Consider the following 18,684-nt stretch of genomic DNA (forward strand, 5'->3'; position numbering starts at 1 on the left):
CAACAGTATAAAACAAAGTAAAGTTATGATATTTAATGTTAGTTAGTAATATCTCGAAACGTAATAAGGTATTAAGATAGTCGGGAGTTAAAGCTAACGTTAATTTTGCGTCTGCGCAATTTCAATTTAAGAAAATAAACTAGGGCCTTGTATGCGATTTTTATTCATAACGCTTATTTCGTATTTATTACTGATAATTAGCCCTCATTCCTACGCGAAAGATCCCTACATTATTGGTTTAGATGCTGACCTTTCAGCGGTTGCAAAAGATGGCGGTATTGCAATTCAAAGAGGAGCGCAAATAGCGATAGAAGAAATTAACGCGCAAGGCGGCGTGCTGGGTAGACCATTAAAATTAGTGAGCAAAGACCACAGAGGTAATCCTGCTCGCGGTAAACACAATATAAAAGCATTTGCGGCGACGCCTAATCTAATTGCCATACTCGGTGGCGTGCACACGCCTGTAGTTCTACAAGAACTAGAATTAATCAATCAATACAAAATCCCATTTTTAATTCCATGGGCTGCAGGAACGCCAATTATAGACAATGGTTTTGAGCCTAATTATGTATTTCGACTTTCTATTCGCGATGAACAAGCTGGTTCTGTATTAGTAAAGGAAGCGAAAGCGGAAGGTCACCAGAAAGTGGCATTGCTTTTAGAGCAAACTGGTTGGGGACGTTCAAATCAAGACTCCATTTTAAAAGCGAGCCTTGAACAAGGGATAAACGTAACGCATGTTTCCTGGTTTAATTGGCGTCAGAAATCCATGAAAAATGAGCTTACCAGAATTAAAGAAAGTGGTGCTACAGCTATTATGCTCGTGGCTAACGCACCAGAGGGCGCAACAATTGTTAAAGAGATTCTTAAGTCGCCTGAATTTAAAGCGCTGACAGTTTACTCGCACTGGGGCATTGCTAGTGGTCAATTTACCGAAAGCTTTAAGCCTGAAGAGTTACTAACGGTGAATTTGTCGGTATTACAAACTTATAGTTTTATTACGCCCACAAACCCATTATTAAATAATAAAGTGTTGCGCAGTTATGCCAAAAAATTTGATAAAAGCGTGACCGCCGAAAGCATAATTAGCGCGCCTGGTGTAGCGCATTCCTATGATTTAATTCATTTATTGGCAGCAGCAGTAGAGCTAGGCAATTCAGTTGAATCTGCTAACATACAAACAAGTTTAGAAAACATTAAATCATTTAAAGGTTTAGTGAAGGAATATAAGCCGCCATTTTCTCCAGCTAATCACGACGCGCTCATGTCACATGATTATTTTATGGCTAAATATAACGAGTCAGGATTTTTAGTACCAAAAACTCATGAAGAGAAATAAGCCGCTTTATAAAATATTAGTAAAACAGGCAATGCCCAAAGTCATGTCAATGGCTCTATTGGTAAGCGTTGTTTTGTTTGTTAGTTTCTTTCTATTTATTCAAGATCAGGTGAACAACAAGCACCGGGCTCAGTTGGAGCAAATAGAAAAAATTGCCGTCAATAATATCGACAACATTACGGTTCAAGTAGAAAATCTCGCAAAAAACGATCTCATCATAAATAGCTTAATTGACTATGAGCAACGTGAAAGCTATCTATCTGTTTTTTTTCAGTCACTCAAAATTACCGACAGTTCCGATATCGCCATTGGTTTTCTAAATTTTAATGCTGAACCAATCGTAGTTAAAAACTGGACCTTATTTGAAATAAATAGTGACGCATTTAGTTGGAAGCCAGAAGTCTTTGAGCAAGGCAAAACAAATGTTGATGTTACCAAGCAGGGTATTTTAATCGCTGCGCCAGTTATGTATGGCGATATGGCTGAAGGTGCCATCGTAGTTTATGTAAAGTCTTTGCAAGATGTCATCTCCTACTCATCTAGTTTAGGCGTTCAGGTATTGGTAAATGATGAATATGAAGTTATGTTCAGTTCTCAGCCAGAACAACTCCCTGTTGGCACTTATATTAGTGAAAAAAAATTATCGGGCACTTTTTCTGTAAAGTCAGATGGCCGCTGGTGGCGAGCGTTTAGCGTAGAGTCATTAACAACGGCTTATCAAGATGTTTTACAGCTGTTTGTTATGGTGTTTTTTTTACTTATGGTTGTTATTTTTGCGACTAACTATAGTGCGAGAATATCAGCCAAAATTGCCAGCCAAGCTTTAAAAGCACTTCGTGACAGCATCAGTGAAGCCAGTAAGGGTCGTAGCCCAATTAATCAGCCAGTATCAAAAAGAGAACCCAGTGAAGTAGTTGCGATTAAAGCGTCAGTGAACTTCTTACTACATGATCTCTTAAGCACATCTTTATCACGAGATCGCTTTGAGAGTGTAATTGATTCAATGTCTGAACCTTTATTGGTACTTGATCACAACTTTAATGCGGTACTTCAAAATAAATCCATGACTAACTTTGCAAAAGAGTATCGCGTTAGCATGCCTGACGATATTAACCTTATTTTTCCTCAAGAAACCTGGCAAGACTTAGCTGCGCACAATAAAGTTGAAATAGATTACTCAATGTACGGTACGCTTACTGTCAAACCATTAATATTGGAATGGTTGTTAAATAAATATATCAGTGATGGCCAGGAAATTGGCTATGTATTAGTGGCGTCAGACTTAACCAAACAAAAAGACTTATTGTTTGAATTAAAAATGAAAAACAAAGCCATTGATGAAGCTAGTACCGCTATCATTATTAGTGACATGCTAAATGGTGATCAGCCTATTGTTTATGCAAATAGAGCGTTTTTTAGGTTAACGGGTTATGACTCAGAAGAAGTGATGGGGCAAAACTGTCGCTTTTTACAAGGCCCAAAAACAAGCCCCGTCAAAGTAGACTTGATGCGTAAAGCAATCTCCAATAGAGAATCATTGGAAATAACGTTAATTAATTACCGCAAAGACAAAACGCCTTTCTCAAATAGTTTAACTCTCAGTCCTATCGTTAACGACGCCGGGTTAGTGACGCATTATATTGGGTTTTTACATGATGTTACTGAATTACAGCGAGCTGCGAGTTATTTAAAGCAGGCAAAAAACAAAGCGGTGCAGTCTGCACAAATGAAATCTGAATTTTTGGCTAGTATGAGCCACGAAATTAGAACGCCAATGAATGGCGTAATAGGCACTCTAAGCTTAATGTTAAATGAAGAGCTAGGTGAGCAACAACGCGAGTATGCAACTGTCGCAAAAGATAGTGCGCAGTCACTATTGTCTCTTATTAACGACATCCTCGACTTCTCTAAAATTGAAGCCGGTAAATTAGGAATTGAAAAGCACGAGCTGGATATTGAATCACTTACGCGGTCGGTCTACCGAGCGTTTAAATCTGAAGCAGAAGCGAAAAAGTTGACGTTTAACATTGACCTGTCAGGTGTCAAAGAAGCCTTTTTAATAGGTGATGGTGGTCGATTAAGACAAGTCATGAACAACATCATTGGTAACGCACTTAAATTCACCACAGAAGGCGAAGTGAGCGTTGCAGTTGAAACTGAATCAAGTAACAGCGATGGCATTGTTATTTGTACTTGGCATGTTACCGATACCGGTATTGGTATTAAGAAAAGCCGCCTTAAGTCTATTTTTGAGTCTTTTACGCAAGCTGACTCGTCAACAACAAGAGAGTTTGGTGGTACAGGTTTAGGTTTGTCTATTTCTAAGCAACTGTGCCAGCTAATGGGTGGTGATATAACAATTCAAAGTGATCTTGGTAAGGGCAGTACCTTCTCATTTTCAGCTCAGCTAGGCTTGAGTGACAATGCGCATAATATTTTATTTACTAAATTGGAAGAGCCTAAACCGTTTGAGCGAGTCAACATGCGAGCTTTGCTTGTTGAAGACAATATGATTAATCAAATGGTCGCTAAAAAGATGCTATCCGAAAGTGGCGTTGAAATAGAAGTTGCCATTAATGGAGCGAAAGCATTAGAGCGCTTGATAGCGAATACAGATAAAGAATTTGATGTGATTTTCATGGATTGCCATATGCCAATATTAGACGGATATGACGCAACTCAAGCTATTCGTAATGGTGACGGTGGTAATCAATATTTGGATATCCCTATCATTGCGATGACAGCAAATGCCATGAAAGGAGACAAAGAAAAGTGTTTTGCCGCTGGAATGGATGACTATATGTCAAAACCAATTGATTTGAGTCTACTGCAAAATTTGCTTACAAAATGGCAACATAAAATTAAACCTGAGTGATTGATTAACAAACAATAAAGTTCATACTTGCCACAATAGTTTAAAAGGAATTTATTGTGAACAAAACAAAACTTAGTATTGCCTGTTTATTAACGCTGTCAGTATTGACCGGCTGCTCTAAAAGCTCAAAAAGTTCAGATGAGCAAATAGTTATTGTTACGGAAGACAAGTCTGTCGCGGTAAGCGGTAAGGCAATTGATGGATATATCGTAGGCGGCACCGTATTTTTAGATATTAATGGCAATGGGATCGCAGATGCTAGCGAGCCACAAAAAATTACCGAAGAAGGTGGGGATTACCTTTTTGACGTACCAGAAAAAGATGCGGCTTGCTTAGCGTATTCAGCCATCATTGTTGACGTACCCGTTGGTGCGATAGATGAAGGCTCGGAAGAAGAAGGCGTTGCTCGACATGAAGTTACAGACCCTTATCAAATTGTATTACAACCTACCTTTGAGCCTATAACTGAAGCTGACTTTACCAATGGCTTAGTTCGTAACATTTCTCCTTTAACTACTGTTATATGGCAAGCAATAGAGCAAAACTACCCTCGTGAAATTGAAGAAAAACACTGTGATTATCTTAAAGAGCACAATGAAGCCGTTACAGAACTAAAAACTGAAATAGAAGATACGCTCAGAGGGTTAGTTTCGTATTACAATTTATCTGCAGAGCAGATGTACGCTGACTTTATCGCTGACAAAGACTCCGATGCGTTTCATATTGCGCAGGATATTGTTAAGGGCTTAAAGGCTGCTTATAAACTTAAAACTGAGCTTAGGGCTGAATACCCAGAAGGTGAAGTTCGAGTTTTTGTATCTAGAGACCAAGAGAAAGATGAATACTTTAATGTAGAAGATGGTTGGTACAGAGACGTAGTGGTATTTCATGATACGGGTTACTTTTCAGAAGACGTTAAGTTAGTTAGTGACGAGCAACTGAATGAAGTGGATTATGTTCTGACACACTTAGACCGAACAGACAAAGCTTGGAACGACCAGGCCTTAAACGGTGAGCTTTCTGTCCGTAAAGACGTATATCGAGACCCAAATGGCGAATATAGATGCAGCAATATTGAGCGAATAGAGTTTAAAGAGAATGACATAAGATACGAACTTTCAAACTCATTTGGTAGCTTAACTTTTGATACATTTGAAGAGTGTGTGAATGATAGTCTTGATGATCCATATGAAAGAAGTTTTAGAATTTCTTATGACATCGACTCTACTTATTATTTTGGCGTTTTCTTTTTCAGAGAAGCACAAAGCCGATTTACCGAATTAGCAGAGTGGGTTGATGTGGAAAACAAAACCGACTTGGACTCGTCTGAGATGATTGATGTATTAAAGCTTATGCCTTATCGATGGGATGATGAAGTATCAATAGACACCTCATTGTGGCGCAAGCGTAAAGACCAAGGCAACGTACAGCTTGATGTTGAAAACGGCACAGACTGGACTCGCGCCACCACACAGAGCGATGGCACAACAGTTTATGAGTGTAGCGCTGACGGTGAAAACTGGACAAGCTGTGAAGGCTAATAATAATTATTAGATAGACCTTAAGCACGAAGCGCCTTTTACAAACTTAAAGGCGCTCAAACGTCCACTGCATTGCAATAACAGCAATGGCCAACGAGCCAGTGGGCATTATCCACTTTTGATACCAAGCGTAATTTCTGATCATTATTAACAATGGTAATGCCACCGCTAAAATAGCCAACTGACCAATTTCCACACCGAGGTTAAATGTCAGCACGCTTAATAATTGAAATTGATTTGATAAGCCCAGCTCGCCAAGTACACCGGCAAAGCCCATTCCATGCAATAACCCAAAGCCAAATGTAACCCAGCCGAGTCTTATAACCACAGGCCAAATATTATTGAGTGCCGCAAAAACTACAGATATGGCAATACCTATTTCTACCCACTTGCTACTTGGTGCAATAACACCCATAGCAGTAGCGGTTAGTGTTATAGAGTGAGCAATAGTAAACGCGGTAACAATCCAGGCTGTTTGTTTTAAAATTTGTACTTTTGATGGACTCGCTTGCCATTTCCTTTGTTCACGTATCAACACACAAGTTAGCAATAGTGCAATTAAAAATAGAATATGATCAAGACCCATCCAAATATGCAAAACACCTTGATATAAATATTCAACAGCTGTCGAAAATGCAGTAATTTGATCTAGCTTTATCGTTTTATTACGATCAGACGCGCTGTACACAAGACTCGTACCGTTTATAGAGATTAAAGCCTTGTGGTTTGAATCAAAGTCAAAAAAGCCATCGTACTGGATTTCCATTGTACCTGGGCTAGAGCATTGAACTGCAATGGGGATGTTTAAATACGGTTGGTTAAAGTGGCTATCTAACTTAAGTGAGCCTTGGCTTGAAACGATGCATTGCCGTTCGTTTTGACTAAAAAATACGGTACTTTTCACGAACTGTGAAATGGCAGATTGCTGAAACGTGATTTCTTGCCAAGTAATGTTGCCATCTTTGTTTATATCGAAGTCGATGACTTGTTCTAAGTCTTTTATTTCAACTTGCCATTCGCCCAATAAGTTTTGTGTCGCCTCAGATTCTGACGTTACCGTGAGATAACTGGTGCTAAGCTGGTGGCCAAAAGATGAAAAGGTAGCAAATAGAAGAACGAATATTAAGGTAAACGTGCTTTTTAAGTTACTCATTTTCTAACTCCTTGAACCTTGCGCTTGCTTTAGCAAGTAGCGTTTTGTCAGACTCAAGTTTTGCTTGTTGCCAATTAATTGTGGCCCAATACAAGGCTTTATCACTGTTGTCTTCAACCGTTAAATAGTACAAGGCGAGGTCAGCTGCGTGAAAGTTATCTTGGCGACGTTCTCTTAGCTCAATGCGTTTTGACAATAAGTTTTGCCAGCGAGTATCTCGGGTCTGTTTATCTTGTTTTTCGGCTTGAGCAAGTCGAAGTAGTAAAGCATCTTCAAGATTATTAGCTTCTGAGACTAAGTTTCCAATAGTGTCTATAACCGGCTTGTAATTTGTTAACTCAAGTTGTGCATCAGACCATAAAACCAAAATACTCACAGGCGCTTCATCTAAGTTAACTTGAGACAGGTGCTTAAGAGTTTGTTGTGGTTGGTTTAGTCTAAAAGCCATTTCAGCCAAAACATGTTGTGTGGCTTGGCTTGTTGGTTTGTCACTTGAGATGGATAACAAGCTCTTATAACTGGCTTCCAGTTTACCGTTTTGACTTTCCGCATCAAGAGCACAGGTACTTACTGTTTCTACACTAGCTAAACCTAATAATCTCAAACACTCCGCCTTCGCCGAGTCAAACTTACCTTTTACTTGTAACATGTTCGCCTTTAATAACCGTGAGTTAACATCGTTGGGAGTAGTTTCTAAAACGTTATCAATAACGTTGATTGCATCGTCAAATAGGTGCTCTCTTTGTAATACTCGTGCATACAAATAACCTACTTTTGCGGTGGGTTTGTCTTGATATCGTTTGGCTAACTCGGTTTTAAGAAACCCTTGGTTAACTTCTGTTTCGCCAGCGTTTTGACTGCGTAAAACTAACTTCTCTAACTCAAAAATAGATAGATTTTTGTCATAATGAATTGTCGTTTTTGAAACCACATAGTCCGGTTTTGGAATATGAGACTCGGCACTAGCAGAAACGCTAATTGTCAGCAAAAGAGCCGTCGCTAATGTCTTCATAATTTGTCCTTTGTTTAAACTGTGTTGATTAAAAAGAGCCGTCCTTGGCTATGTAAAGTGAACTCGATTTTTTAAATAAATAACTTAAAAATCGACAAGCAACTCATCAAAATCCGTTTCAACTTCAGTGTTAAGGTAATGTCGGCCATTAACACTAAGTGGCATGTCCGAAGGACTTTGACTAAAGGCTTTGTTAACTTGAGTCGAAAAATCAACGTTCAGCGCTTCAATGGTGATATTCACCATGCCAACAACAGACGTGTTCACGCCATCGGAAACGGTAAACTCAAAGCTGTCTTCACCGGTAGCTTCAAGCTTGGGCGTATAAACATAGTTGCCGTTCGTTTCAATTGTCACATTACCCAGCTTGGGTTCAGTGATTAATGAGAAAGTTAGCGGGTCATTTTCTTTGTCACTTGCTACCAACATATCAGTAACTGCAACTTCGGTTTGAGTGACCACGGTTGCGTTACTAACTTGCGGCTTGTAGTTAATTTTAGGCTTGTCATTTTTACTGTTGTTACAAGCTGAAATGACCAATACCGATGCCAATACACTGATTCGGAGTAAGTTCATGTTATTCATGCTAATGCTCCTATTTTGAACCCGCTAAAGGGGTTGCTAAATATGGAAACGATGCGTCCATCATAGTTGCATCTAGAGGCGCGCCATCAGTAAATGGTACTAAACCTGTATTAGCATCTTCTGGAGCACATAAGCCTAAGTCTGTATCAGTGCCATTAACTGGAACTGGGTGACATAAGCGACCCATAACAACACGAAGTGCGATATCTACAACGTCATCACCAGGTCTACGGCCATTTGGGAATCCCGCTAAGTCATTGCCCGCAACACCAAATGCAGATTGATCTGCTTGAGCTGTGGCAGCGATACCTGTATTTAAACGAAGCATTTCTGCACCTGTTACGGTTGCTTGCTGGTTCACACCAGGGAAGCCAGTTAAAAAGGCAGTAACTAAGTCGTTACGTGGGAAGTTAGTTGGTGCTAACGTTTCCATGTTTGTGCCTAACGTTGTGTTTACTGCGTCTTTAAACAGAATGTTTAGAAGCTCTGGTAATGATGGGTGAGTAACGTAGTCGATGAACTGGCCGTCATTTTGTGGGTGAGATGAAGAAAACGAATCTTTGTCTTTTAAACCAATAACTAACTCGTTTACTAGAGGGTTACCCAAACGTGACACTTGAGTTAATGCGCCACCACTTACACTTGGTTTTTCAAAAGTCGCGTTTGGATTTAAAATACGTGCCTGAGGTAGACTCGCCGTTGTCCATGTGCCAATAGTGCCATTGCCTTCGCCTGTTATGCAGGCTTTTGGAACTTCAACTGCAATAGAGGTTACGTTTTTATCCGCTAAGTCATCATTGCTATCATCTTGCGTAATCCCACCAGGAAAACCTTCGCCATCACCGGCGCCTGGAGCGCTGTCACCTTCAACAGGCACATAGTTAACCAAATCAAAAGTTTTACCAAGGTTTACAACAAATGGGTCTTTACGTTGACCAACAAATACTTTTGCCATGCTGTCACAGCCAGGAATAGACACTTGATAGACAAATTGGTCGGCGTAGGCTTGGTAGTTCGCCATTGATGAGAATGTTTTATTACCTACGTAGTCCAATGGCTTACCAAACTCATTAGTATTGGTCATTGGATTTGTTAGCATAGTTTTTGTACCAGTGCGCTGTGGGCCCGCAATAACAGACATTGAGTAGCTTTCGCTAAAATTAACTGCGGCGTTGTTGCCTGGCGCGATTCCACCAATGTTCTTTAAAGGTACTGCGACGGTTCTTTGATTACCTTCAGGACCAACGGTCAGAGCAATGCCTTCATTGTCTTGCGCTAGCATGCTTTTAAAATTAAATGCGAAGGTCATATCTTCAATGGCGTCGCCATCGCTGTCTATATGTATGCTGTATGTTGCATCGGGATCCATCGCAAAATAATTTGGGCCGCCGTAAGCGTCTTGAAGAGGGATATAGTTTGCGATTAGTGTGACATATTCACCACGGCCTTCTTCGTAACTATTAAATGCGTAAAAATCTGTTGAGTCTAATGCTGCAAATCGAGCAATGTTTGGTGCTTCTCTATGACTCGAGGCATCACTTGCCGTGCTGAAAAGAGTACTGCATACAGCCAGAGCGACTAAAGATGGAGTTAACAATTTCATGACTTTATCCTTTGTTTTATTAAGAAGTCATGAAGAAAACGCGTAAGGTTTCAAACTGGATGCAGAATAGTGAAAAATAAATGAAACTAATTTTTAGGCATAAAAAAACCAGACTCTATTTCAAGCCTGGTTTTGTAACACGGACCTTGTTTAATTAACCATTAACCATTAACCAACGTAGGTAAATGGTCTATGCTTTAAAGCACAATTAGGTCGGTTGTATAAAGAAACTTCAGTAGGTGAACCAGTCGGTGAGCCACCTAAAGGCTCCAAACTGACCGCTAATAACGCAATCTCTTGCGCATTAAACTGGCTGTTTTTCAACAATGTTTTCATACCATCTTTAGGTAATAAACCTAATGAAATTGGCGCGTCTTGGCCTTTCAATATCATCCATAATTCGTAATCTTTGTCCGTTCTAGCTTCAAGTGACGAACTCGCCCTAACAATTAAGTTTTGGTCTTGAACATCCACTAACCACAATGGCGCTTTAGATTCATTTTAAAGACCGCTAACTGACTACTTTCAAATGTATCAATAGGCAATGGCGTTTTAGATTGCCAAACAATAGCAGCAAGGGCAATACAGGCAACCGTGGCAGCCAATGACCAAGCTTGCAAAAGTCTGCTTTTCGGCTTTTTCACTGCATCTTCAGGCTTATTATCTTCATCATTACTGGCGCGGGTTTGGATATTCAGAGCAACAACATTGTTATCGATACGCTGACTAATTTTTTCCCAGACTTGTTGATCTGGTGCAACGGCTTCAATTGAGCTCGCTAGCCGATTTAAATGCTGCTCCCATTTCCAAGTTGCTTCACGAGCTCGGTTTGACGTTAACATAAGTCTCGAATAGCGATCTCGCGCTGAACCCACTAACGTTCCCAACACATACTCTGCTGCCAACATGTCTATGAGTTTTTGATTTTCATAATTCATAACGTTAAACACCTTTGTAATTGTTGTAAGCCACGTCTAATCCAACTTTTTACAGTACCTAGAGGTGATGACACATGATCAACTAACTCGTAATGGGTTAGACCTTTGTAATAAGCTAAATGAATAGCTTGGCGCTGCTGCTGATCTAATTGTTCAATACAGTCTACTAACTTATTGTCGTTGCCCGATTCATACTCAATGGTTAAATCAGTTTCATCATTAACTTCAACACTTTCTAAATCAGCGCTATGCTCATTAGTAAACTCTTGCTCTTTTCTTACTTTATTGTGTCTAATTAAATCTAAACTACGATACCGAACAATGCTGATCATCCATGAGATAACCACGCCTTTGTTTGACTGATAATCACTGGCGTTATGCCAAATTTTAATAAAAGCATCTTGCAAAGCTTCTTCTGCTTGAGCGGTATTTTTTAGCATTTTCAGGCTGATAGCATATAACTTTCCACTGGTTGCACTATACAACTCAGCAAACGCCTTTTTGTCACCTTTCGCAGTTGCACTGAGAAGAGGTAATAACTCATCATGTTCCATATTTGACCTACTGTTATGTGGTATATCCGTAACGTATCTAATTGTGAATTGGATGCAAAAACGGGAAACTTTTTTCTACCCTAACAGGGACAGGCTCAAAACACGTAGTAATAAATTACAATTTGGTGCCATAACAGTGCATCACAGATCAAATTGGTGCAAAAACAAACGATTCCAAAACCAACTAAAAACAACAACTCTTTGTAAAACAGAGCACTACAAATTTTAAACAAACTGGTATGTTTCTTTCTTAGTTTATTAGTAGAAGTATCACTTAAGTTGTAACTATTAACTTGATAAGCAAAGCCCGAGGAGAAAGCCATGCGTGGTCTTTTTGATATAGTGAACGATGCGTATACCGAAGTATATAAACTGACTCATCTAGGATTTAGCCAGTTTGACATGGATGCAAAACAATTTAATAGGGAAATGGACAAAGACTTGTTTGAAGGAAGTCCTAACTTTTTTACTGACGAGAAAAGTAACTTAAATGATCGTCGTTAAACAAAAAAACACCAACGCTGATGGTTGGTGTTTTTTTAATTTAAATTAACGCCGAGCATTAATTAAGGAAGCAGTTTTAATTACGCCTGCTTTTTAAATCTGCGTGATGCTAATCCTAAGATACTAAGACCAAATAATGCTAATGTTGATGGCTCTGAAACAGCATTTACGTTGCTACTGACATTGTTGGTGCGCACTAGCATAGTCTCAGCATATGAAAAATCAATTTCGCTTACTCGGGTGTCGGAAAAGTCACAATGGGTATGTCTTATATCAAATGCTGATGACGCACATTTCTCAGGGTTCTGAAATAAAGCAGGCGCAGGAACCATAGCCCACTCAAATTGGTTCGCAAAACGCCAGATTGATACGTCCAACTGAGTATTTAATGTATCTGTGTACAATCCGCCCGCGTATTCCCAATTACTTACCAATTGAGAACAGCCACCTGCACATGGTGATGCCCAAACCCAGTCTAAATTATTGACCGTTACAATCTTATCTTCAAGTGGGTCTGTAATTACACTTGCGTTAGTAACAGTAGTAAAAAGTAAAATCAGTGAAGTAAGTCCGATTTTTATAAACTTTGATGACATGTCGTTATCCTAGGATATTGTTATTATTATTTAGTATATATTTGAAAAATATACAAAAAGCGTGCCTATTGATAAAATCTATATAATACAATGAGTTGGATTTTTATCAGGCGTATCGAGGTATTTTATGTAAAAAATGCTGACAGTGTTAATGAGATGGCCTGTAACCATCTCATTAAGCTAAATTCGCGGTTTAAAATTTACGTGCGCAATTTGCACACCAAATCGGCAGACTTGAGGTATAATAAAAGCATTATTCGTCAACAATTGAGCATCATGGCATCTTTCGCAAAACTCGGACTTAACAAAACCCTTCAAAAAAACACTAAAACATTAGGATATAGTAAGCCTACTTATATCCAAGAAAAAGCTATTGGCGCTGTTCTATCAGGTACAGACACCTATGCGATTGCACCAACAGGAACGGGCAAAACGGCGGCTTATTTATTGCCGATTTTACAAGAGTTAAGTCAGGTTGATTACAGCGCAGAGCAAGTCAGACCTATCCGAGCATTGTTCTTGGTGCCAACTCGTGAGCTGGCCTTGCAAGTAGAAGAGTCGATTGGCTTATATGGTAAAGATCTTGGCCTTCGTACTATTAGTATTTTTGGCGGCGTTAGAATGCAATCGCAAGCTAATCGTTTTAAGCGCGGAACCGACATTTTAGTTGCGACCCCAAAACGCTTAATGGACATGCTAAAAGTAAAAACCATCTCACTTGAAAAAATTCAGTTTTTCGTAATGGATGAAGCAGACCGTTTAGTTAGCATGGGCATTCATAGCGAACTTAAACATATGATGGCGTTAATGCCTGCTAAGGCGCAAAAAGTTCTGTTTTCGGCTACGGATTCAAAAGCACTTAACAAATTTAGTAAAGAGTACCAAAATCGCGTGAAACTGATTAAAGGCGGTGACATTCAACCTGCTCTCGATCAGATTGTTCATACTATGTATCGCGTACGTCGTGAAGAGAAACACGAGCATTTATATGCATTGTTAAAACGCCTAGACAGCGCGCGCGTATTGATTTTTGCTCATAGCAAACACGAAGTGAATTACCTCAATAAGTTACTTAATGAGCAAGGTTTTGTAACAACGGGTATCCATAACGATATTTCACAGAAAAAACGTCAGCAACGACTAGAAGGTTTTAAAACAGGCGAGTTTAACTACCTAGTGGCAACCGACATTGTTTCGCGTGGTATCGATATTGACGACTTGTATTATGTGGTTAACTTCGATTTACCAGTTAACAATAACGACTATCTTCACAGAGTAGGTCGTACGGCAAGAACCAAAACTAATAAGCTAGCTACGAAAAAAGCGATGGCAACCAAAGAAATGCAACAAACGTTGTCTAAGCAAATTGTTGATGAAAACAAGTCTAACTTTAGCTCGGCGCCTGAAGAGCAAAATGTCATTAGTCGAAACGATATCAATGGTCATGTTTTCTCACTCGTTGGCCCAGATCAAGAACGCCTAGTGCCTTTGATCATCAAAGCGGTTGGTAAAGACATCAAGCTTGAACGTCCAACGTGGCGATTAGAGCGTAAATAAAGTTACACAATACTGTGAGAGTTATATTTTCAGATTGAAATACTAACTTTCAACACAGAGCGAAGCTAAAAACATTGCTTAGCGACTGCAAAGGCCTGCCTTTTGATAATCTATCGGAAGCAGGTCTTTTTAATTTAGGCTTTACTAAATACCTCAAAACATATCCTCAACTAGCCATTCTTCTTACAGTTTTTAATTACTCTCTGCTTACACAAGTACGAGGCTTTTACACGGTTTTTACAATACGACTACTAATTGTGCATTGTCTTGGTTCTGAAAGGCAGTGTATTGGCGCTTTGGCGAAAGTAGGTTTTGGGAGTAAGCTTCAGAGCTTGATCAGGTATTCAATACGCCGAATCTAAATAGATTGCTATACATCTGCTACAAATACAGAGCTTAATACTTTTTAGTGGATTTTACTGGACGTTACTAGAGGAAGAAATGGTGCCCCCTCCCTGACTTGAACAGGGGACCTGCCGATTATGAGAAAAATTCAAACCCTGTTTTTCAGTGTTTTTTGATGAGTTTCAGTAAACAATAATGAACAGGTTTTGTTTGTAAGTTGTTGTATTTATTGATTTGTTAGTTGTGCTGCTTTTGTTCTTTGAAATCTTTGCTTTTTCATTGAGGTTCATTTAACCTGCTACAAATATGCTACATATTTTATTTGGTGCTAAAAATGACTCAACGGAACTCGATTAAAGAAAGAATCAATAACGTTTGCATCAAGGACCTCGATCCAGAAATTCGGAGGGTCAATGATTCAGTGATATCGGGGTTCCATTTTAGAGTTTCTCCAAAAGGGAAAATTGCTTATTACGTGTTTTATCGACTAGATGGAAGGCAGGTAAATTTTAAACTTGGTTCTCATCCACAAATCACACCGCAACAAGCCAGAGACTTAGCAAAACAAAAGTTGGGTGAGGTGGCGAAACGGTGTTGACGTTCAAGCGGAGAAAAAAGAAAAGCGTGAACAAACTGAGCGTAATAAATTAACTAAACTTTCTATATTTTTAGAAAAAACGTATTTACCTTATCAAGAAGCCCGCAACCCCAAAACAGCCGAACGAATTATTAAATCGATAAAAGCCGGATTTCCTCACTTATTAGAAAAGCAGTTAGCTGATATTTCAGCAAGCCAAATTGAAGTTTGGCGAAATGAAAAACGAAAGTCGGGCATGAAAGAAGCAACAATTAATGGATATGTTTCGACTCTTAAAGCTCTACTAAATCGGGCAGTCGAATGGGGCTTTATTGAAAAGAACAATTTAGAAAACATTAAAAAACTAAGAAGCGACAATAAACGTATTCGCTTTTTAAATGATGACGAACAAGTACGATTAAAAACAGCTTTAGAAGAACGTACAGCCAGAATTAAAAAAGAACGTGATAATGCGAACCTTCATCGTGTTATGCGAAACAAACCCACGTTGCCTGAATTAAAAAAACGTACTTATGTTGATCACCTAACACCAATTGTTCATTTGGCTATGTATACCGGAATGCGAAAAGGCGAAATTTTAAGTCTTAAGTGGAACGATGTAGACCTTAAAAACAAAACGATTACCGTCCAGCCAGAAAACGCCAAGTCAGGGAAGCGCAGACATATACCAACAAACGCGATTGTTTTAAAAATGTTAAAAACATGGAAAAAAGAAGGCGACACCGTTGAATTCGTATTTGAGAATGAGCCTAATAGACCATTGGCCGACTTCAAAAAGGCTTGGATGAACCTGTTAAAAGATGCAGACATAAACAATTTTAGGTTTCACGATTTACGCCATCACTTTGCAAGTATGCTTGTGATGAAAAGCGTCGACTTGAATACTGTTCGAGAACTGTTAGGTCACTCGACAATTGAAATGACTTTACGATATGCTCATTTGGCACCTGATCATAAAGCGGCAGCTATTGACTTATTGGATTAAAATGTTCATTTTTCGAAGATACAACAAGGAAGTGGAATAAAGTAATGAAAAATAAAACACGGATTAACAAACTTAAAACGTTTTGGGAAATCAACCGAAACAAACCGCTCCATAAACATTATATATTTTGGGCACCAATTTTACTGTTTGTTCCTTGGGCTTTAATTTTAAGCTTTCCAACATGGTGTTTATGTTGGCCAAATACTGCTAATTATGATGAAATTTTAAAAACACAAGGTTTTCCAATTTTCATCGCATCTTTAGCTGTTCCATTTACTGTAGTCATAAATAGATTTCATAGCTCTTACCAACGAGCGGAATCAAACCGGTTAATGCTACAAAATATGACTTTTAACCAATATTTTGAGCATCGCATGCATTTCTTTACTTACTTAGAATCACTTAAGTTTAGACACCCCTACAATACGTTTGTTAGCATTAATGACCCAGATCGTCTATACAAAATTGTATTTCCACTTAATAAAATTGATTATCAAGATATGTCAGCGCCAAATGATATTGTAACTGAAAAAATCCGTAATAATGTCAAAGAGGTTCATAATTATGTGGTCGGTTTTATTAATGAAATGGATAAAGGGGTAGACCCTTTTAGTGAAGTACTGCCTTTAGAGTTTTTGTCGAAGGTAGGAGAGTCTTTTGGCGTGCATATAGATCAAGACATTCTTATACATGTTAACAGAGAGGGTAAAAAGGAAGTTAAATCTATTTTTCATTTAGTATTTTATTCTTTTCTTGAGGTTATGCAGAGTGCAGGGCAATTTTCACATAAGAACTTTGGTGGTTGGACTCCTGTAATGGCTTTGGATCCGCTATTGAAAAGTTTACCGGATAAAAAGCTTGAAGAGTTTGAAAAATATCTAGTAGACAGAATAATTGCAGATTTAGGAGATGATGAAATTGAAAACAAATTTAAAAGCAAAATAATCAATCCATCTTAATCGTTAGATTACTCATAAAGTTTAACTTGTTTAATCATCTGTTAAAAATAAAAAACCTAGTGAAATCATCGTGAAATTAAAACTGTAAGTTTAAAGCACTTAAAGTTGTAATTCTTTGAACACGAGTTAAAACGCGTTTTAACTTTAACTTATTTAAAGTTTTCACAACCACATAAATTTAAACTCAGAAAATTACAATGGCAGTCAAATAAAGAATGGAAAGAAAATGTTAAACAAGGAATATTACAAATTAAGCGAATTAAAAAAGTTAGGGACATTAACGGACGAGGACGTTCATTACTTTCTTGAAAGAAGAGAATTACCACTTATATTTTTTAGATTAGACAGTTTATTTATCCTTGGTAAAGGAGATCCCTTCTCATTCACAGGACATTGTTATGCATTTTATTCTGGTTTAGTTGAGCTTGATCATACACTCGATGAATGCTTCATAGAAAATAACTTCCTAGAATTTGGCTACTGTTCGTTATTAGAATTAGATCGATTAGATATTGTTGAAAGTGAATGCCCTACAGCCTTAGTTCCCCCAAATATGTTTTTTAAAAATTGGGAGTCTAAATTCGAAATTGACATAAATATAGATAGTTATTTCGCAATGGAAAACCTGACAAAAACAAGGATTGAAACTGATGAAACATTACCGAAAGATGAGTTTGTAAGTGGACACGAATGTAAAAATACTAAATTACACTTTTCTCAAACCTTATATAAATATGATTTAAACGATTTGATCATTTACAACAAAGATTTAATGCGTTTAGGCATCATCGAAAAACAAAAGACTTCAAGACCACCATCAGCGGCTTCTCTAAATGTTCGTTCTAAATATACTGAGAAAATTAGCTTAATGACAGATAATCTCGATAGAGTGCTTGCTCGAATTATTACCACAAAAAACAACCCTTCTTTAGAAGTTATTTTTCGCTATTTGATTACCGACTTTGAAAAAGAAGATCGAGAATTTGATACTGAAAATATTCTAACGGATGTCACCAACAACGAGCTAGTTTATATAAAACATAACGGCGAACCAAAAACAATAGGAAAATCAACAGTCGGGCAACACAATAGTAGGATTAGGAAAGTACTAGGTTTAAATAAAAAGTGAAATTATGAACACTATCATGAACAGTTGAACACTTTGCATAAACTATTGAACCAAAAACCGAAATTGGCATTTTCATAGTTGTACTTTGAGCATTCCCTTTGAGCAATACCGCTCATAAGGGGCAAACTTATACAAGGTACATCCAACATGAATAAACGCTCTTATACAGAAAAAGAGGTATCCGAATACATCGGTATGTCTCGTTCCTTCCTCCGTCAATCTCGTATGGACGGCAACCGTGATAACAGAACTCCGGCACCTCCGTTTATTAAAGTTGGTCGTGCGGTTCGCTATTTAAAAGAAGACCTAGACAACTGGCTTAACAGTTTTGCTAAACAAACTCATGGTTTGGAGGGTATGAAATGAACCTAACTAGCAAAAATAGCAAAATCAAAGCGAACACAAGCGAAA

The 18,684-nt window shown here is 38.3% G+C and carries 18 protein-coding genes; 10 read left to right on the forward strand and 8 right to left on the reverse strand.

Features of this window, described 5'->3' with window-relative positions; translation table 11 throughout:
• Positions 1 to 151 precede the first annotated feature (151 nt).
• Genes GNP35_RS14650 through GNP35_RS14660 form a run of 3 tightly spaced genes read left to right on the forward strand, consistent with a single transcriptional unit; the run spans position 152 to position 5,755 of the window.
• The gene (locus tag GNP35_RS14650) at positions 152 to 1,339 is read left to right on the forward strand and encodes an ABC transporter substrate-binding protein (RefSeq protein WP_155697007.1); all 1,188 of its coding nucleotides are present in this window, start codon (positions 152 to 154) and stop codon (positions 1,337 to 1,339) included.
• Positions 1,326 to 4,214 (forward strand): ATP-binding protein, encoded by a 2,889-nt coding sequence (locus tag GNP35_RS14655; protein ID WP_155697010.1) that lies wholly within the window; start codon positions 1,326 to 1,328, stop codon positions 4,212 to 4,214. Before GNP35_RS14650 ends, GNP35_RS14655 begins: the two co-directional genes overlap by 14 nt.
• 56 nt (positions 4,215 to 4,270) lie before the next feature.
• On the forward strand, positions 4,271 to 5,755 hold the full coding sequence (locus GNP35_RS14660; RefSeq protein WP_155697012.1) for a hypothetical protein: 1,485 nt from the start codon (positions 4,271 to 4,273) through the stop codon (positions 5,753 to 5,755).
• A 46-nt stretch (positions 5,756 to 5,801) separates the two neighbouring features.
• Here GNP35_RS14660 and GNP35_RS14665 read toward each other — a convergent pair whose 3' ends face one another.
• The 7 genes from GNP35_RS14665 to GNP35_RS14690 form a co-directional block, all read right to left on the reverse strand.
• The gene (locus tag GNP35_RS14665) at positions 5,802 to 6,908 is read right to left on the reverse strand and encodes a HupE/UreJ family protein (RefSeq protein WP_155697014.1); all 1,107 of its coding nucleotides are present in this window, start codon (positions 6,906 to 6,908) and stop codon (positions 5,802 to 5,804) included.
• A complete protein-coding gene (locus GNP35_RS14670; protein ID WP_155697016.1) occupies positions 6,901 to 7,920 on the reverse strand; it encodes a tetratricopeptide repeat protein in 1,020 nt (339 codons plus the stop codon). Before GNP35_RS14670 ends, GNP35_RS14665 begins: the two co-directional genes overlap by 8 nt.
• A gap of 84 nt (positions 7,921 to 8,004) precedes the next feature.
• On the reverse strand, positions 8,005 to 8,505 hold the full coding sequence (locus GNP35_RS14675; protein ID WP_155697018.1) for an Ig-like domain-containing protein: 501 nt from the start codon (positions 8,503 to 8,505) through the stop codon (positions 8,005 to 8,007).
• A 10-nt stretch (positions 8,506 to 8,515) separates the two neighbouring features.
• Positions 8,516 to 10,108, reverse strand: a complete 1,593-nt coding sequence (locus GNP35_RS14680) for a DUF4331 domain-containing protein (RefSeq protein ID WP_155697020.1) — start codon at positions 10,106 to 10,108, stop codon at positions 8,516 to 8,518.
• A gap of 168 nt (positions 10,109 to 10,276) precedes the next feature.
• Positions 10,277 to 10,582, reverse strand: a complete 306-nt coding sequence (locus GNP35_RS15910; protein WP_330997837.1) for an anti-sigma factor — start codon at positions 10,580 to 10,582, stop codon at positions 10,277 to 10,279.
• Positions 10,582 to 11,046 carry a hypothetical protein gene (locus tag GNP35_RS15915; RefSeq protein WP_230961444.1) on the reverse strand — a complete coding sequence of 155 codons (465 nt, stop codon included), beginning with the start codon at positions 11,044 to 11,046 and terminating at the stop codon, positions 10,582 to 10,584. Before GNP35_RS15915 ends, GNP35_RS15910 begins: the two co-directional genes overlap by 1 nt.
• On the reverse strand, positions 11,043 to 11,600 hold the full coding sequence (locus tag GNP35_RS14690; RefSeq protein ID WP_155697022.1) for a sigma-70 family RNA polymerase sigma factor: 558 nt from the start codon (positions 11,598 to 11,600) through the stop codon (positions 11,043 to 11,045). The genes GNP35_RS15915 and GNP35_RS14690 overlap by 4 nt, the downstream gene beginning before the upstream one ends.
• A 321-nt stretch (positions 11,601 to 11,921) precedes the next feature.
• On the opposite strand from GNP35_RS14690, the gene GNP35_RS14695 reads away from it, so the two are divergent.
• Complete coding sequence (locus GNP35_RS14695) at positions 11,922 to 12,104, forward strand: hypothetical protein (RefSeq protein ID WP_155697024.1); 183 nt, start codon at positions 11,922 to 11,924, stop codon at positions 12,102 to 12,104.
• An 80-nt stretch (positions 12,105 to 12,184) separates the two neighbouring features.
• Here GNP35_RS14695 and GNP35_RS14700 read toward each other — a convergent pair whose 3' ends face one another.
• Complete coding sequence (locus GNP35_RS14700) at positions 12,185 to 12,700, reverse strand: PEP-CTERM sorting domain-containing protein (protein WP_155697026.1); 516 nt, start codon at positions 12,698 to 12,700, stop codon at positions 12,185 to 12,187.
• A gap of 276 nt (positions 12,701 to 12,976) precedes the next feature.
• On the opposite strand from GNP35_RS14700, the gene GNP35_RS14705 reads away from it, so the two are divergent.
• From GNP35_RS14705 to GNP35_RS14725, 6 genes are all read left to right on the forward strand, one after another.
• Positions 12,977 to 14,257: a DEAD/DEAH box helicase gene (locus GNP35_RS14705; RefSeq protein ID WP_155697028.1), complete on the forward strand. Its 1,281-nt coding sequence runs from the start codon at positions 12,977 to 12,979 to the stop codon at positions 14,255 to 14,257.
• A 679-nt stretch (positions 14,258 to 14,936) separates the two neighbouring features.
• Positions 14,937 to 15,200, forward strand: a complete 264-nt coding sequence (locus GNP35_RS15920; protein ID WP_230961445.1) for an Arm DNA-binding domain-containing protein — start codon at positions 14,937 to 14,939, stop codon at positions 15,198 to 15,200.
• Positions 15,178 to 16,185: a tyrosine-type recombinase/integrase gene (locus tag GNP35_RS15925; protein ID WP_330997838.1), complete on the forward strand. Its 1,008-nt coding sequence runs from the start codon at positions 15,178 to 15,180 to the stop codon at positions 16,183 to 16,185. Before GNP35_RS15920 ends, GNP35_RS15925 begins: the two co-directional genes overlap by 23 nt.
• 44 nt (positions 16,186 to 16,229) lie before the next feature.
• Positions 16,230 to 17,144 carry a hypothetical protein gene (locus tag GNP35_RS14715; protein ID WP_155697031.1) on the forward strand — a complete coding sequence of 305 codons (915 nt, stop codon included), beginning with the start codon at positions 16,230 to 16,232 and terminating at the stop codon, positions 17,142 to 17,144.
• A 226-nt stretch (positions 17,145 to 17,370) separates the two neighbouring features.
• Positions 17,371 to 18,273: a hypothetical protein gene (locus GNP35_RS14720; protein ID WP_155697033.1), complete on the forward strand. Its 903-nt coding sequence runs from the start codon at positions 17,371 to 17,373 to the stop codon at positions 18,271 to 18,273.
• 147 nt (positions 18,274 to 18,420) lie between these two features.
• Positions 18,421 to 18,639 (forward strand): helix-turn-helix transcriptional regulator, encoded by a 219-nt coding sequence (locus GNP35_RS14725; RefSeq protein WP_155697035.1) that lies wholly within the window; start codon positions 18,421 to 18,423, stop codon positions 18,637 to 18,639.
• Positions 18,640 to 18,684 lie beyond the last annotated feature (45 nt).

It is taken from the genome of Psychrosphaera haliotis, assembly GCF_009728465.1.
GTDB lineage: Bacteria > Pseudomonadota > Gammaproteobacteria > Enterobacterales > Alteromonadaceae > Psychrosphaera > Psychrosphaera haliotis.

Excerpts from the sequence above, each read along its gene's own strand:
- GNP35_RS14675 (WP_155697018.1), bottom strand. The coding sequence starts at position 8,505 with ATGAATAACATGAACTTACTCCGAATCAGTGTATTGGCATCGGTATTG.
- GNP35_RS14700 (WP_155697026.1), bottom strand. The coding sequence starts at position 12,700 with ATGTCATCAAAGTTTATAAAAATCGGACTTACTTCACTGATTTTACTT.
- GNP35_RS14720 (WP_155697033.1), top strand. The coding sequence starts at position 17,371 with ATGTTAAACAAGGAATATTACAAATTAAGCGAATTAAAAAAGTTAGGG.
- GNP35_RS14680 (WP_155697020.1), bottom strand. The coding sequence starts at position 10,108 with ATGAAATTGTTAACTCCATCTTTAGTCGCTCTGGCTGTATGCAGTACT.
- GNP35_RS15920 (WP_230961445.1), top strand. The coding sequence starts at position 14,937 with ATGACTCAACGGAACTCGATTAAAGAAAGAATCAATAACGTTTGCATC.
- GNP35_RS14690 (WP_155697022.1), bottom strand. The coding sequence starts at position 11,600 with ATGGAACATGATGAGTTATTACCTCTTCTCAGTGCAACTGCGAAAGGT.
- GNP35_RS14695 (WP_155697024.1), top strand. The coding sequence starts at position 11,922 with ATGCGTGGTCTTTTTGATATAGTGAACGATGCGTATACCGAAGTATAT.
- GNP35_RS14705 (WP_155697028.1), top strand. The coding sequence starts at position 12,977 with ATGGCATCTTTCGCAAAACTCGGACTTAACAAAACCCTTCAAAAAAAC.
- GNP35_RS14655 (WP_155697010.1), top strand. The coding sequence starts at position 1,326 with ATGAAGAGAAATAAGCCGCTTTATAAAATATTAGTAAAACAGGCAATG.
- GNP35_RS14715 (WP_155697031.1), top strand. The coding sequence starts at position 16,230 with ATGAAAAATAAAACACGGATTAACAAACTTAAAACGTTTTGGGAAATC.
- GNP35_RS14665 (WP_155697014.1), bottom strand. The coding sequence starts at position 6,908 with ATGAGTAACTTAAAAAGCACGTTTACCTTAATATTCGTTCTTCTATTT.
- GNP35_RS14725 (WP_155697035.1), top strand. The coding sequence starts at position 18,421 with ATGAATAAACGCTCTTATACAGAAAAAGAGGTATCCGAATACATCGGT.
- GNP35_RS15915 (WP_230961444.1), bottom strand. The coding sequence starts at position 11,046 with ATGAATTATGAAAATCAAAAACTCATAGACATGTTGGCAGCAGAGTAT.
- GNP35_RS14650 (WP_155697007.1), top strand. The coding sequence starts at position 152 with ATGCGATTTTTATTCATAACGCTTATTTCGTATTTATTACTGATAATT.
- GNP35_RS14670 (WP_155697016.1), bottom strand. The coding sequence starts at position 7,920 with ATGAAGACATTAGCGACGGCTCTTTTGCTGACAATTAGCGTTTCTGCT.